14 protein-coding genes are annotated in these 14113 nt (G+C 39.2%); 5 read left to right on the forward strand and 9 right to left on the reverse strand.

The window, feature by feature from the left end; all coding sequences use genetic code 11:
- Positions 1–22: 22 nt before the first annotated feature.
- From V7161_RS05440 to V7161_RS05460, 5 genes are all read right to left on the reverse strand, one after another.
- Positions 23–1171 (reverse strand): Vgb family protein, encoded by a 1149-nt coding sequence (locus V7161_RS05440; protein ID WP_335442901.1) that lies wholly within the window; start codon positions 1169–1171, stop codon positions 23–25.
- Between the two features lie 253 nt (positions 1172–1424).
- Positions 1425–2339, reverse strand: coding sequence for a class A beta-lactamase (gene bla / locus V7161_RS05445; protein ID WP_420491578.1), 915 nt, complete (start codon positions 2337–2339; stop codon positions 1425–1427).
- 137 nt (positions 2340–2476) lie between these two features.
- Positions 2477–4531, reverse strand: coding sequence for a peptidoglycan D,D-transpeptidase FtsI family protein (locus V7161_RS05450; RefSeq protein ID WP_335442904.1), 2055 nt, complete (start codon positions 4529–4531; stop codon positions 2477–2479).
- A gap of 124 nt (positions 4532–4655) precedes the next feature.
- The gene (locus tag V7161_RS05455; protein WP_335442906.1) at positions 4656–6452 is read right to left on the reverse strand and encodes a BlaR1 family beta-lactam sensor/signal transducer; all 1797 of its coding nucleotides are present in this window, start codon (positions 6450–6452) and stop codon (positions 4656–4658) included.
- A complete protein-coding gene (locus V7161_RS05460; protein WP_335442908.1) occupies positions 6452–6838 on the reverse strand; it encodes a BlaI/MecI/CopY family transcriptional regulator in 387 nt (128 codons plus the stop codon). The genes V7161_RS05455 and V7161_RS05460 overlap by 1 nt, the downstream gene beginning before the upstream one ends.
- A 205-nt stretch (positions 6839–7043) precedes the next feature.
- On the opposite strand from V7161_RS05460, the gene V7161_RS05465 reads away from it, so the two are divergent.
- Positions 7044–7502 carry a nucleoside deaminase gene (locus tag V7161_RS05465; protein ID WP_335442910.1) on the forward strand — a complete coding sequence of 153 codons (459 nt, stop codon included), beginning with the start codon at positions 7044–7046 and terminating at the stop codon, positions 7500–7502.
- Between the two features lie 124 nt (positions 7503–7626).
- Here V7161_RS05465 and V7161_RS05470 read toward each other — a convergent pair whose 3' ends face one another.
- On the reverse strand, positions 7627–8016 hold the full coding sequence (locus V7161_RS05470) for a rhodanese-like domain-containing protein (RefSeq protein WP_335442911.1): 390 nt from the start codon (positions 8014–8016) through the stop codon (positions 7627–7629).
- 224 nt (positions 8017–8240) lie between these two features.
- Between V7161_RS05470 and V7161_RS05475 the strand changes: the two genes are divergently transcribed.
- A complete protein-coding gene (locus V7161_RS05475) occupies positions 8241–8957 on the forward strand; it encodes a 3-ketoacyl-ACP reductase (RefSeq protein WP_335442912.1) in 717 nt (238 codons plus the stop codon).
- Positions 8958–9232: 275 nt separating this feature from the next.
- A complete protein-coding gene (locus tag V7161_RS05480) occupies positions 9233–9388 on the forward strand; it encodes a hypothetical protein (RefSeq protein ID WP_335442914.1) in 156 nt (51 codons plus the stop codon).
- A gap of 51 nt (positions 9389–9439) precedes the next feature.
- Here the strand turns inward: V7161_RS05480 and V7161_RS05485 are convergent, their stop codons facing one another.
- Entirely contained in the window at positions 9440–10639 is a 1200-nt protein-coding gene (locus V7161_RS05485; protein ID WP_335442916.1) for a macrolide family glycosyltransferase, read from the reverse strand.
- Positions 10640–10683: 44 nt separating this feature from the next.
- Complete coding sequence (locus V7161_RS05490; protein ID WP_420491576.1) at positions 10684–11196, reverse strand: GNAT family N-acetyltransferase; 513 nt, start codon at positions 11194–11196, stop codon at positions 10684–10686.
- Between the two features lie 265 nt (positions 11197–11461).
- Between V7161_RS05490 and V7161_RS05495 the strand changes: the two genes are divergently transcribed.
- A complete protein-coding gene (locus V7161_RS05495) occupies positions 11462–11857 on the forward strand; it encodes a DUF3224 domain-containing protein (protein WP_335442921.1) in 396 nt (131 codons plus the stop codon).
- 163 nt (positions 11858–12020) lie between these two features.
- On the opposite strand, the gene V7161_RS05500 is transcribed toward V7161_RS05495, so the two are convergent.
- Entirely contained in the window at positions 12021–13331 is a 1311-nt protein-coding gene (locus V7161_RS05500) for an MFS transporter (RefSeq protein ID WP_335442942.1), read from the reverse strand.
- 91 nt (positions 13332–13422) lie between these two features.
- Between V7161_RS05500 and V7161_RS05505 the strand changes: the two genes are divergently transcribed.
- Entirely contained in the window at positions 13423–13980 is a 558-nt protein-coding gene (locus V7161_RS05505; protein ID WP_335442923.1) for a helix-turn-helix domain-containing protein, read from the forward strand.
- Positions 13981–14113: the final 133 nt, after the last annotated feature.

The raw sequence follows: 14113 nt of genomic DNA on the forward strand, positions 1-14113 counted from the left end.
CGGTCAATCTGACTTTCAGAAATTAGTCGCTACTCTCGTCACGGCTTTTTTTATGATGTGGATGATGGTGATGATGTTCACTACTCTCATCACTGCTTTCATCATGGTGATGATGGTCGCTGGTTTCTTCCAGGTCACACTCGTAAGCTAGCGTCTTGGGATTCGTATTTCCAAATGTCAGATACCACGGCACCCCTAATGGTCCTCCCTTTTTAAAAGGAGGCACAATTTCCTTGAACTTCTTGGAATCGACATTGTAGCGCCGTACAGAACCGGTAAATTCTCCCGCTGGGACACTCGTTCCATCCGGTTTGTCGTCGGAAGGGCCCGTAATGGGGACATACAACTTTCCGTTCGGCCCGAACAGGAGTGCTTGTGCGAAGGCCCGCGCCTGTCCCGGAGCATAAAGGTCAATCTTGTCGAGAAACTTGCCCGTTTGGCCATCAAAAATCAAAATTTTGTCGGTATCATTTGGGTCATTAAGGTTTTTGAAGCTGGTGACGTAAAGGTTACCGTCGGGACCAAAGACTAGGCCTTCAGGGCGATGGAGGTTGTTCACATCATCGCTCTTAATGAACACCTCGAACTCCCCTGATTTCAGGTCAAAGCGCAGCACCCAACCTCTAAGTCCATTCTCCCCTTCCGATGGATCAAAAGCGGAAACATAAAGCAAGCCGTCGGGACCGAATACCAAACCGCGGGGATGGAAAGGATTGAAACCGGGGTGGCTGAGGTTGCCACGAAACACCCCAGTGGTTCCATCATACATCCGCACTTCTCCCGGCGTGTCTACGCCCATAAAAAAGTCACCCAAGTCCGCCACAAATAGGACATTGTGTGTGGAGAGGACGATACCACGAGGTGCCAACGGAGAGTTTGGATCGGCTGAATGGACAAGTTCGCCCAGAAAAGCCCCGGTTTGCCCATTGAACTTCAACACGTCTCCATTAAAGGGAGTAAAGACTCTCTGGTTAGAAACTAGAAGATTGCCCTTATAGTTAAAGATAAGTCCCCGGGGACCGTGCAAGTTGTTGCTGCTATTTCTTGCAACAAAAGTTCCAAGGAATTTCCCTGTTTCCGGATCGAAGGTTTTGACGGTGTCGTCGGTCGCGTCACCAATGTAGAGATGGTCGCACTCGAAGCACCTGTCATGATCTTTCTGATTATGCATTCTATCATCCTTTTAAAAAAAAAATTAAGTAAAAGCTTACTTTTACCTAAATTAATATATGCCTTCGGGAGATTTTTCGTATAGGACAAGCATCCTGATAAAATGGTATATTTTTAATGTTAAAGTTACCTGTTTCTTAATTCAATAAGAAAAAGGGATTGCCGCAGCAATCCCAATCTGTATATGATGACGGATGATAAGCCTGTTCACACATTCAATCGCGAATTAATGATGAGTAAATTTATTTATCTCTTCACTTCAGAGCGTTAAGTGCGACCTTTGCAGCTTCTGCAATTAGCGTATTGTCATAGGTGGCTTTATCTGTATCGCGGCTAGATAAGACTGCGATGACAATGGGAGCTCTATTCGGCGGCCAAACAATCGCAATGTCATTCCGCGTTCCATAGCTTCCTGCCCCGCTCTTATCGTCCACTTCCCAGCCTCTTGGTGCACCAGCCCGGATCAATGCATCTCCAGTGGCATTTCCCCCCATCCAATCTTTCAGGAGCTTACGTTTTTCAGTAGGGAGCAAGTCGCTAACTGCGTAAGCCTTGAGGCTCGTAGCAAGTGTTTTTGGTGTGCTTGTGTCACGTGTATCTCCAGGAACTGCTGAGTTCAAATCCGGCTCGTAGCGATCAACCTGGGTAACGTTATCGCCAATCTGCCTCAGTGCTGTTTCAAATCCCTCAGGGCCTCCCAGTTTCTTTAATAAAAGGTTCCCTGCGGTGTTGTCGCTATATCGAACAGCGGCCTCAATAACTTCCCGAAGAGTCATACCCGTGTCTACATGAAGCTGTGTGACGGGTGAATATGAAACTATGTCCTCGCTCTTGTATGTAACTAACTGGTCGAGTTGTTCAATTGAGTAATGCTGCAGCAATGCACCAGCGGCTAGAGCTTTGTAAGTAGATGCGTAAGCGAACCGCTCATTAGGCCGATAGGAGACCGTCCGATGTGTACCTGTATCGAAAGCGTAAACTCCGAGCCTGGCATCATATTTGTTCTCGAGTTCTGCAAACTCACGGTGTATTGGGTGCGCTGGTGTTTTCGTAACTGCCTTTTGAGGCTTGTCAGTAAGGTTATCGGTTGTCATCGACCAGCCGGTAAGGGGGACAATTGCAACCACTAGCAAAAGCAGGGCAAATATAAAATTATTTTTGCTGAAAATATCATGTGTTTTCCTCAAGATCTTAACCTCTTTCTATTAATATTAGATGTTCTGAAAATATTAGATTGCATAAAATACTACATATGTAGTACTTAACACACATGTAATATTACACGTGTAATAAAAAGGTGTCAATATCATTTTGTAGTTAGCTGTCCTTTTTCATTAAGGTCAAAATATGCCCGAAAAATCCGCTGGCTGATGATATTAGCTGCACTGTGCGGCTGGGCATAACCATCACGGAAGGCATTTGGTACAATAACGGCAATGGCGATCTCGGGATCATTGAATGGAGCATAACCAGCAAAAGAAAGATTCCACGTCTTCACCCCATTTTTATAGGACTCCGAGGTCCCGGTTTTACCTGCGGCATTGTAGGGTTCGTTTTTAAAATATCCTCTCGCTGTTCCTTTGGAACCATGGGTAACCAGCCAAAAACCTTGTTGAACCCGCTTTAACATTTCCTTACTCATATCCACCTGATTCAGCACCATTGGTTCGATTTCCTCAATGACGTTGCCCGGTTCAGTGCCATTCTTATTAGGTTCACGAATCTCCTTCACCAATTGGGGCTTCATTCGGTATCCTCCATTGGCAATCGTTGTTATATACTGGGCAATTTGCATCGGTGTATAGGTATCTAATTGTCCGATGGCAATTTGAAAGTAGGTGCTTGTATTGGTTCCTTTAATTCCTGCCGTTTCATTATTAAAACCAATTCCGGTCGGAATGCCCAAACCAAATTGATTGAAATAATAGCGGATGGTTTCAATTTTTTTCGGATTGATATTCAATGTGCCATTGGGGACATACTTGCCGCCCATAATTTCTATCGCGGTTTTCCACATATAAACGTTTGATGAACGCTCTAATGCCTCTAATTCGTTAATTCTGTTCATGACTTGGTAAGAGGAAAAGGTGCCCGACCCCTTAAATCGCATGACTTCATCCAGCTCGATTTCCCCGAAACCCCTGACACCCGTTTGGTATCCAGTTAATACGGTTGCCCCTTTTACAACGGACCCCTGTTCAAACGCATAAGTGAAGGTTCCTGGTGTAAAATCGGTAAACTCCCGGGACTGCCTGTTATACACTTTTCCTGACATTGCAAGAATGCGGCCTGTTTTCGGTTCCATCGCCACAACAAAGGCCGTGTCAAGCGTATCCGTATGCGGCTTTTGGATTGCACTGACTAACTCTTCCTGCATAATTTTTTCCACTTGGGCTTGGAACTCCATATCAATGGTCAGAACAATATCTTTGCCGCTCTTCCCTTCCGATACAGTCTCTGTACTCACCACATTTCCATTTGTATCTGTCACCGTTTTCACTTTTTCCTTTTGGCCTTGCAGCACTCCATCATAAAGCTCTTCAATATAGCTTTTCCCGACGCGGTCATTCAGTTTGTATCCTTTAGACGTATAGTATTCTACCTTATCAGCCGGAAGGCCTTCATCTGCACTTGTTACGTCCCCAAGCATATTCCAAAACGTTTCCCCGTAGGTGCGGCCCCTCTTCCAATCGGTCGTGACATCCACACCCGGCAGATTTTCCAGATTTTCATTGACCTTCGCATATTCTTCCTCTGTTACATTTTCATTTTTGATCATCGTCGGCGTTAACGCGATGGCAGTCGAAAGTTTCCGGTAGATGGATGCCAGGTTTTTGTCCATTGCCTGGAGATCGCTTTCTTTAATGCGTTTCAATTTTAATTGATATAAATCCTTGTCATTCAGCTTTTCTTGGTTGTATAATGCCTCCTCCTTCTTTGTGATTAAATCCGTGCCATTGTTATGTACCAACAACCAGATATCTTTCAAATCCCGATTGGTTACTTTATTGATCTCTTTTTCAGTCATGGCTAGAAAGGTATTTAACTTTTCGGCCAGTTCAAGCAATTCGCCCGGCTGCGGATTTTTCGGCGGTGTATAGATAATCGCCTTTTCCGGAATATTGTAGACTACTAACTTATGATTCGTATCATATATTTTTCCACGCGGAACTGAATAGCTGACGGGCGTCACATCGGTCTTCTCTGCCTGAGCCGCATAGGCTTCCCCTTTGAAAATTTGGAGAACGCCAAGGCGGAGAATCAGGATTGAAAAAAGAACAAAGACCATGAAAAAGAGGCCATTCAATCTCCATCGGATTGGGTTTTTTACTATATATTCTTTCTGCCTTTTCTGCTTCAAAGCGCATCAGCCCTTTCATATTGAGAAATTTGTGTAAAAGGTTTTATAAATACTACAATTGTAGTATTTGGTCCGAAAAAAGTCCCAAAAAGGAGGGGTAATCCTTTCTGGGGTTCATTATTAATTAATATATCTTTTTATGATGCAGGATCTGCTTGGCGATTTCCGCTGCCTTGCTTCCTTGGGCCTGCCCATTCCTATTTTGAATATTTATGGCAAAATAAAAACGGTCTTCACCTTTATCGACAAAGCCAATAAACCAGCCATTTACGTTCTTTCCATTAATCATGCCGGTTCCCGTTTTACCATACAACCGTCCATTCTTTTGGACATCGATTAACATTGCTCTTTTTACCGCATTGATATTTTCTGCTTTAAAATCCCATTGATTTTCTTCTAATTGGTATAATAATTGGACTTGCTCAATGGGTGATATTTTTAAGGAAGATTCCATCCAGTAACTATCCAAATTCCCTGAAAGATCCTCATTCCCGTATTTTATCTTGTGAAAATAATCTTGCAGCTGCCTTCTCCCTACCTCCCGATCTGTATTTTGGAAGTACCAATTAACGGAACGGCTCAAGGCAGTCGCTAAATTTTGATTTTGATTCCATTCTGAAAAGGGATAAATTGTCCCATCCCAAACCTGTTTATTGTTATTCGTTGAAATCACGTTGGATTCCAATGCAAATAAAGCAGAAAATATTTTATAGGTGCTATCAGGAGAAATCCTCTGTTCACTCATCTCTCGATTATAAATTTGATATTGGTTTTTAGAGGGATTATATAACACAAAGCTTCCCTTGTAGCCCTTAAAATAGGAGCTAAGATCTTCATAGACCGCATTATTGCCGCTAAATCGATACACATCATTTGGGCTGGCCATAACGGTAGTGATTGGAGCAAGCAATAGCATAACAATTCCTAAAAGAGCGTAGATGACTTTGCTTTTCCATTTCAATAATAGAGAATCGCTAGAGAAGCTTGCAATGCACTGGATTCTTTGTTTTATTTGTTTTTTTGTGCCACCTATACCTGGAGCAAAATGTTCAAGGGTACGATCATATTTCTTATCTGCAAACCGAATGATGGTATGGCCATATTCGATATATCCGCTCTCATCCAAGAGATTTAAAACGGAAGCATCACAGGCTAATTCCCGATCGAAGCGAATCCTTTTTAAGGCATACCACACGAAAGGGTTAAACCAATAAATAATACGAAACAACCACATGACGTAATTCACGAACAGATCCTTGCTTTTATGATGGTACAGCTCGTGCAAAAACACGTACTTTAATTCATTTAACGAGAATGCATCTCCCGTTTTGCTTGGTAGAAAAATATAGGGTTGAAAAATCCCCACTGTGATAGGCGAGGTAATAAGAGAGGTCTCCCGCAGCCTTATGTTTCTTTTCACCCCAACCAACTCTTTGCACGCTTCTAATAGTTCATGTAACTTTTGGTTATGAACAGCCTTAGCTGACTTTTTCATCTGATAGATTTGATAGTTTGAATAAACAGCAGCCACAACAAAAAGAACCACTCCAATGACCCAAACTGTAAAAAATGTATGGTAGACGAAATCAGGTGTTGACCTGTTTACCGATACCGTGAAATCATGTAATAAATTGCTGTTTGGCGCATGAGAGGCATCCACTCCATTCATTTTTTCACTCTTCGATGGCGTGTCTCTATGAAAAAAGAGTAAGCTTTTAAAATAGCTCGTTCCTTCTCCAAGGCGAAAATAATTCCAAGGTGTAAAGGCAGCAAGGATTGGAATGCAAAGAAAATACCAAATATGATAATGTGCTTTCACCGTCATATGATTGTTTAATAGCTTTTTAATTAACAGAATGATGAAAATAAGTAGGGATACCACGATTGTACTAACTAAAATCCGCAGCAATATGGTATCCATTATTTTTCACCTTTCTTGTCTCTCATGGATAATATTTTCTTTAATTCCGAAATATCTTCATTCGATAACTTATCATTTTCAATAAAATTTAATATCATTGAATTTAACGTGCCGCCGAAAAACTGCTGCAAAAACGATTTACTTTTTTGCTCAACATATTCGTGCTTTTCAACCAGTGAAGAATAAATAAATACCCGGCCATCTTTTCTAGCGTGCAAAGCCTTTTTCTTAACTAGGCGCGCCAGCATGGTGTGAATGGTATTTGGCTTCCAATCACTCTTATTCGATAATTTCTCCACTACCTCAGGAGTCGAAATCGGCTCAAAGTTCCATATAACCTTCATCACTTCATATTCTGCTTCTGATATTTGTGGAATATCCTTCATGATAGCCCTCCTACTTTTACAACTGTAGTATTTATTATAGCAAGACGGTCTAAAAACATAAAGAAATTTAGCCTATGGTAAATAATCCCCCTTTGTATGCTGAGGATATCTGTTGATACCCTTCATCTTATTTAAGATATAACGTTACTCATTTTCAATGTTTCTATATTTCCGTTATAATTGCATCGAACTGGAGGTGCTTTTTATGACAAAAGATGAACAATTTATTGAAATAGCCATTAAAATGGCTATAAAAGCTAGAGAAGAAGGAAATGAACCATTCGGTGCTATCTTAGTAAAAGATAACGAAATTGTCATGTATGGTGAAAATAAGATAAATAGTTTTTGTGATCCTACACATCATGCGGAAATCGGACTTATACGTACTTTTTGCTCTGAAAACAATATTTTTGATCTAAACGAATATACTTTGTATACTAGCTGCGAACCATGTGTAATGTGTACAGGAGCAATGATATGGTCTAATTTAGGGAAAATAGTCTACAGTGTATCACATGATCAACTAGCTGAAATTGCAGGCAGTAATATTATGATTTCATGTAAAGAAGTTATTGAAAAAAGTCCAAATAAGCCAGTCGTAGTAGAACAAGTTTTAAATGCCGAAGGGTTAAAAGTATTTGAAGGATACACATTTTCCCATTAACTATTAAATGAATATTTTAGTTTTCGATTTAAATCACAATCTCGACCATACAAAAAGGCGAGCAACCCATGCTCGCCTTTTCCCTGTTTTTCCGTAAAATCATCGAATTCTTTTTTTAAAAAGCCTACTCAACTTCAAATCCTGCTTCCTTCCAAGCAGTTGTTCCTCCTTCAATAAAAGCAACATCTTCAAACCCCATCTGTTTTAAGATATAGGCACCTAACGCAGCCTGTCCGCCAGCTCCACAGGTTATTATAATAGGACGTTTTCTATCCGCTAACCTCTCATCACGTAGATGCTCTGGTACAAGCAAATCCGCTCTTATTGGGAGCATTCCTAGTGAAATATTTGCACTGCTTGGGATAAGTCCGCATGCTCCTGCATCAGCTGCATCCTGAACATCAATAACCATTGTGTTAGGATTCGTCTTTATTTTTTCTCTTGCCTCTTGAGATGAAATCGCTTGGACGTTATTTCGTGCTTCTGTCACCATATCTCTAAAAGTCTTTGCCATGATCCTTAGCTCCTTTGTTAAAACTATGAATTTTTATAAACAAATCTATCCTGTTAGCAATCCAGCTTTATGCTTCCACTAAGATTCATTTCCTATTCACTGTTAAAGGTTTGTCAATCTTGAATAAAAAATGATTCTAAGAAAAAAGTAAAGACTGCAAGAGGTTTTTTTTAAAATCATTGCAGTCTTTGGATTACCCAAAATTTTTTATAAGGAATGGTACAATGATCTCATTAAAAGGAAAAACTGCATTAATTACCGGAGGAGGCAGAGGAATAGGACGCGCTGCTGCTATTGCTTTAGCCAAAGAAGGAGTTAATCTGGGTTTAATTGGATTAACCATGTCCAATCTTGAAAAGGTAACCGCCGAACTAGTGGAATATGATGTTAAATTTTCAGCTGCAACAGCAGATGTAACCGATCTTGATGCAGTCCGCCATGCCGTTGAACATATCAAATCGGATCTTGGTTCAATTGATATTCTAATCAACAATGCAGGCACCGCAAAATTCGGAGGCTTTCTTGAATTAAGCCCTGAGGAATGGGAAAACATTATCCGGGTAAATCTGATGGGTGTGTACAATGTAACAAGAGCTGTTTTGCCTGATATGATTGAAAGAAAATCAGGGGATATAATCAATATATCCTCAACCGCCGGTCAAAAAGGTGCCCCTGTGACAAGTGCTTACAGTGCGTCAAAATTCGCCGTTTTAGGACTGACGGAATCGCTCATGCTTGAGGTAAGAAAGCATAATATCCGTGTCACTGCATTAACACCAAGTACAGTTGTAACTGATTTGGCTAAAGAAGCGAATCTTATCAGCGGAAATCCTGAAAATGTTATGCATCCGGAAGACCTGGCAGAGCTTCTCGTAGCAGGGTTGAAACTGAATCCGAGAGTGTTTGTAAAAACGGCAGGATTATGGTCAACTAACCCCTAATATATATCCAATTTCGCAAAATAGTTGAATTAGGAACCGTATGACTCCATCGTTTGGATTTTGAAGTAGGAAAATATTTGTTCCTACTTTTTTTTAATGCTTTGAAACAAATGGTTGTCCAAAGAAAGAACTATAAGACTACATTTTCAATCTAGATATCTTCAAAAATAGGACGCCTTCTGATTCTCTAACTCTCTTCTTCAAGTATTACTCCATCCCCTTCTTTAAAATAAAACATTCCCAAATATTAACTTTTAATTGAAGGAGGTTTTATGATGGGTGTTTTAGCGAAAATCATCTGTAAATTAAAAGGTCACGATTATGAAGAAACAAATCAGAGACCCGATGGATGGGGATATATTGTAACTTGGTTTATATGTAACCGATGTGGTGATGAAACAGTAGTCACAAAGAGAGAGAATCAAGTTTAACTAGTCATACCATCAGACAAGGACAGTTGGTTAGTTTAAACTGTCCTTTTATTAAAAGTCCTTTCTTGTAAATTCAAAAATCTCCTCGACAGCTTGTTGATACCCACCCGCTTTTTGAATAGATTCCCTTATAGTTGAAACAGCTTTTTGGAAGGATGGATCGTTTAGCACATGATCTGCGGCTTCACGCAGTTGGTTTACCGTCAAATCTTGCATTTGTAATTGAATACCAGCACCGATATTGGCGACCTGCCTGGCAATAATCGGCTGATCCGCGCTTTGCGGGATGACAATTAGCGGAACCCCGTAGTAGAGACCCTCATTGGTACTATTCATTCCACCATGGGTGATAAATAACTTCGTGTGTTTTAGTACCTCCGTTTGCGGAACGTAGTTTTTCACAATGAAGTTTTGGGGAATCTCCCCCAAATCAGCTAGTTGAGTTTTTTCCCCAATCGACATGACCACGGTATGATCACTGTTCCCAAATGCTTCAAAACAAAGCTTATAAAAATCAATTGCTTGGTTAAAGACAGTCCCCAGTGAAATATAAATTAGACTTTTTCCCTTGATTGCTGTAAGGCCAACGTTTTCTTGAGTGAATCGTGTCGAGATGGAAGGGCCGCTAAATTTGTAGGTTTCGTCGAATTCTTCTCCAAACGGTTGAAACTCCCTGGTTGTATAAACAATGGTAAGTGGTGCAGGATTACAAAAAACTTCGTAAGGAGAAGGGATTTCGACACCATATTTTTCCTTCAACCTTGACGTCAGGCTTTGATATTCATCGTTTATTTCATTAAGCCGGTCTGTGGGAATGTTTTTAGAAAGCTGTTCTAACATTTGATTGAAGGATTCCTTTGTCTGCGCAAAGGATGTACAAGAATTGATGGCCGGAAGCTTTAGGATTTGGGCAAGTAAACGTCCACAACCAAACATGGAATCATGGATGATGTAATCAAAATGTTCTCCTTCAATCTGTTCAAGCACGCTGGGAATGACAATATCTGCCGTATGTAAAAGGCCGTTAATTCTTTCAAGTAAATAATTTCTACCACCCGAAATAAAAGCTTTTATAAATTTTTGCCCTTCCAATGTTCGAACAGTAGCCCCCGTCTTCTCCATTCGGTCTCGAAAAGCTTCTATTGTAAAGTACACGACCTCTTCACCGCGTGAAATAAGCTCCTGCACAACCCCAATCGTTGGATTGATATGTCCTTCTGAACCGGCATTAATAAATAAAACACGCGCCATTTCTACCACTCCTTAGGTGATTCATCCGAGAAATTTTAATAAAGCTATTGTCCTAATAAATTATAACGCCAATTATTGCACCGCATAAAGCTTCCTGGTGGATATTCAAATTCGCATTCAGAGATAAACTCAAAGTCCAGCTTCTGACAAATTGCATTAGAAGCAGGATTTTGAATTGATGGGAATGCGTGTATGTATTTGTATTTGTACTCACTAGATGCTTCTTCTATTGCTAACTTTACTGCTCTTGTTGCTATTCCTTTCCCTTGATAGGAGGGTAGAACACTCCATCCAGTTTCATATACACTTTCACTATTCCAAGTTGTTTGCCAATAACCCACAGAACCAACTGGTTCTAATTCTGGCAACAATATAATGCTGAACATCCTTCCTCTATTACCAAGCTCAAGATATCGTTTATGTCGTTTCAAAATCTGCTCTTTACTCTCTGGACCACCAAGATGCTGCATCATTTCTGGAGCGTTTATCCGAAAGAGTAAATCAAGATTATTATCCTCCCAAGGCTTTATCTGAATGATATGGTTACTTGCTTCCAAATTTTTCATCCCCTCACCATTTTTATTTACTCTTTCTTTTACGAAAGCTAAAAATCCTCTATTTAATGATATTGTTGTTTAACAAACTGATCCGTTAGCTCAAAAGAAGAGACAACCCTTGGTTATTAAAGTATCGCAATCGTTACTTTAAGTCACAAATTTCGTAAAAAAATTAAAAACACTCCAATTCTATTATTGATAATGGTACTTTTTGGATATTATACTAGAGGTGAATTCCTATTTAATCATGAAGGGAGATTTACGTATGGAGGTATCATTTACAGTAAGCAAATGGGATGAAAAGCCAGTAGACGACACTAGAAAAGAATTTCCTATTAATATTGCCCATGTCGAATATGATATTGAGGGTGAATTAACAGGTAAAGCTTTTGTTGAATATCTATTATTTTATATAGACTCTACTATAGATGATGGTCACTTGGCCACTTCTAAAATTTCCGGATTTCTGCATTTCGAAGGAACTTACAAGGGAAAACAGGGGACATTTACGGCTATAGAGCAAGGAATATTTGATAAAGGAAATCTAGATTCTCCAGCAACAATTATCAAAGCAACCGGTGACTTAAAAAACTTAAAAGGGTCTTATAATTATAAGTTTACAGGCGAAACCAGTAAGATGATTCTAGACTTTAACTTCTAACATAACAAGAAAAGGGCATCTCGGTACTACCAGGAATGTCCTTTTCGTCGAACGAGCTTCTTCAACTACTCTGCCTCTCTAGCAAAATAAGGAAAAGGCTGCTGCAGCACCAGCAACCTTCATTTGTTGAACTCAAGCCCCGGTTGAATAAAGGCGAGCAATTTTATATCTTTAAAGAATCCTCTTTAACGATTATCTCAGATGTTTGCTTTTTAATGACAATTACAAATAAACTTGCTAATAAGCAAAATATTCCTGCCATGAGAAATGCCCAAGTGTAAGAATTGAATATTTTATAGATCATTCCACCACCAAAGGCTGCAACTGCTGCACCAGCCTGATGTGAAGCAAAAATCCACCCATATATTATTCCACTCTTTTCAACTCCAAAAATCCGCCTAGATATTCCAATAGTTGGTGGTACGGTTGCAATCCAATCTAATCCGTAAAATATAGCAAAAATAACAAGTAACGTGTAGGAACCTTTAGACAACGTAAGAGGGAGTAAAGCAAGTGATGCACCTCTTAAGCCGTAGTACCAAAATAATAACCATCTATTATCAAAACGATCTGACAACCAACCAGAAAGGGTTGTTCCTACTAAATCAAAAACCCCCATAAATGAAAGCAGCGATGCAGCTGTTACCAAAGGTATACCGAAGCTGATACAATAAGAAACAAAGTGAGTGCCAATTAATCCACTTGTTGAAAGTCCACAAATAAAGAAGCTACCTGCTAACAGCCAAAATTCTTTCGCCTTTACTGCCTCAAATAATCCATTGAAAGCAATAATAATAGGATTTTTTTTCTGTTCAACCATATTATCTTCTATTTCCTTATCAAGGCCATAAGGAAGAATACCAACTTCTTTTGGAGAGTTTTTCATAAATACTAAAATGATTACCAGCATAATCACACAAAGAACAATAATTAAAGTAATCGCCCAACGCCACGAATATTGATCTATAATAACCGCTAAAATGGGAAGCAGTATTAACTGACCAGTTGCTGTGCTTGCTGTTAATATTCCTATTGCCAGTCCCCTTCTTTTTTCAAACCATCGGTTCGCTATATATGGACTTAGTACAGTTAAAAATAATCCTGAACCTAATCCTATAATAATGCCCCAAATGATAATTAGTTGCCACGACTGTTGCATAATAAAGGTAAGCAAAGTACCGGTCAACAATGTTGCCATTGATAACACCATGATCTTCTTTAAACCAAATACTTCAATTAGAGCTGCCATAAAAGGACCCGATATACCATACAAAAATAAACCAACAGCAAAAGCCAGTGAAATAACTGAACGATCCCATCCAAATTCATTCTCGAAAGGTTCAATGAAGACCCCTGAAGATGACCTTACAATTCCAGCTGCAATAATAGAGAAGAAAGAAACGATTAAAATAATCCAACTATAATGAATACGATTCCGAATCAAAACATCACCCACAATCTTAGTAATAATGATAAAATTATTATAGTGACCAAAACGAACAATATATTGTTTTATTTTATTGTACAATATGGTTATTATATTGTACAACGGGAGGTTTCTAAATTTGGAAAAAATTCAGGGAATCATATCAAATAATTTGAGAAGGATTAGAGAAAAAAGGAAATTGAGTTTGGAGGATTTGTCGATCATAACGGGAGTGAGTAAAAGCCTGTTACGGCAAATTGAAAAAGAGGAGTCCAACCCAACTATAACGACAATATGGAAAATTGCTGATGGATTAAAAATACCGTTTACTTCTCTCATGAAGTATGAAGTTCCTGACACTGAAATTGTTAGAAAAGAAAATATTGACCCACTCTTAGAAGATAAAGGTTTGTATCGTCTTTTTCCTTACTTTAGTTTTGAGGATCAAAAGCCTTTTGAAATGTACTCAGTTGAAATGGAGCCTTCAGCTAGTTTGATAGCAAATCCCCATAATTCTGGAGCCATAGAATGTATAACCGTTTTTAGTGGGATTCTTTGTCTAACTGTTAATGACAAGGAACATATTTTACAAACAGGTGATTCTATTAAGTTCAAAGCTGACAACCCGCATTCTTATTCAAATCCAAGTAGTGATCTTACAAGATTAAGTATGATTGTTTACTATCCAGAGTCATAAAAAACAGAATGCCACTTATACGGCATTCTGTTTTTTATGGGATAATCCTAGCACAAAGCATTATAATAATTAAAAAAGGAATGTGAGTTTATGACAAATGATACAGTTATTGAGGAATTAAACACATTATTAA

Origin of the sequence: Neobacillus drentensis (assembly GCF_036965425.1) — a bacterium.
In the GTDB taxonomy this organism is placed as follows: Bacteria; Bacillota; Bacilli; order Bacillales; family Cytobacillaceae; genus Neobacillus; species Neobacillus drentensis_F.

Bases quoted from the DNA above. Each gene is read 5' to 3' on its own strand.
- V7161_RS05475 (WP_335442912.1), top strand. From the start codon at position 8,241: ATGATCTCATTAAAAGGAAAAACTGCATTAATTACCGGAGGAGGCAGA.
- V7161_RS05480 (WP_335442914.1), top strand. From the start codon at position 9,233: ATGGGTGTTTTAGCGAAAATCATCTGTAAATTAAAAGGTCACGATTAT.
- V7161_RS05465 (WP_335442910.1), top strand. From the start codon at position 7,044: ATGACAAAAGATGAACAATTTATTGAAATAGCCATTAAAATGGCTATA.
- V7161_RS05495 (WP_335442921.1), top strand. From the start codon at position 11,462: ATGGAGGTATCATTTACAGTAAGCAAATGGGATGAAAAGCCAGTAGAC.
- V7161_RS05470 (WP_335442911.1), bottom strand. From the start codon at position 8,016: ATGGCAAAGACTTTTAGAGATATGGTGACAGAAGCACGAAATAACGTC.
- V7161_RS05460 (WP_335442908.1), bottom strand. From the start codon at position 6,838: ATGAAGGATATTCCACAAATATCAGAAGCAGAATATGAAGTGATGAAG.
- V7161_RS05485 (WP_335442916.1), bottom strand. From the start codon at position 10,639: ATGGCGCGTGTTTTATTTATTAATGCCGGTTCAGAAGGACATATCAAT.
- V7161_RS05440 (WP_335442901.1), bottom strand. From the start codon at position 1,171: ATGCATAATCAGAAAGATCATGACAGGTGCTTCGAGTGCGACCATCTC.
- V7161_RS05455 (WP_335442906.1), bottom strand. From the start codon at position 6,452: ATGGATACCATATTGCTGCGGATTTTAGTTAGTACAATCGTGGTATCC.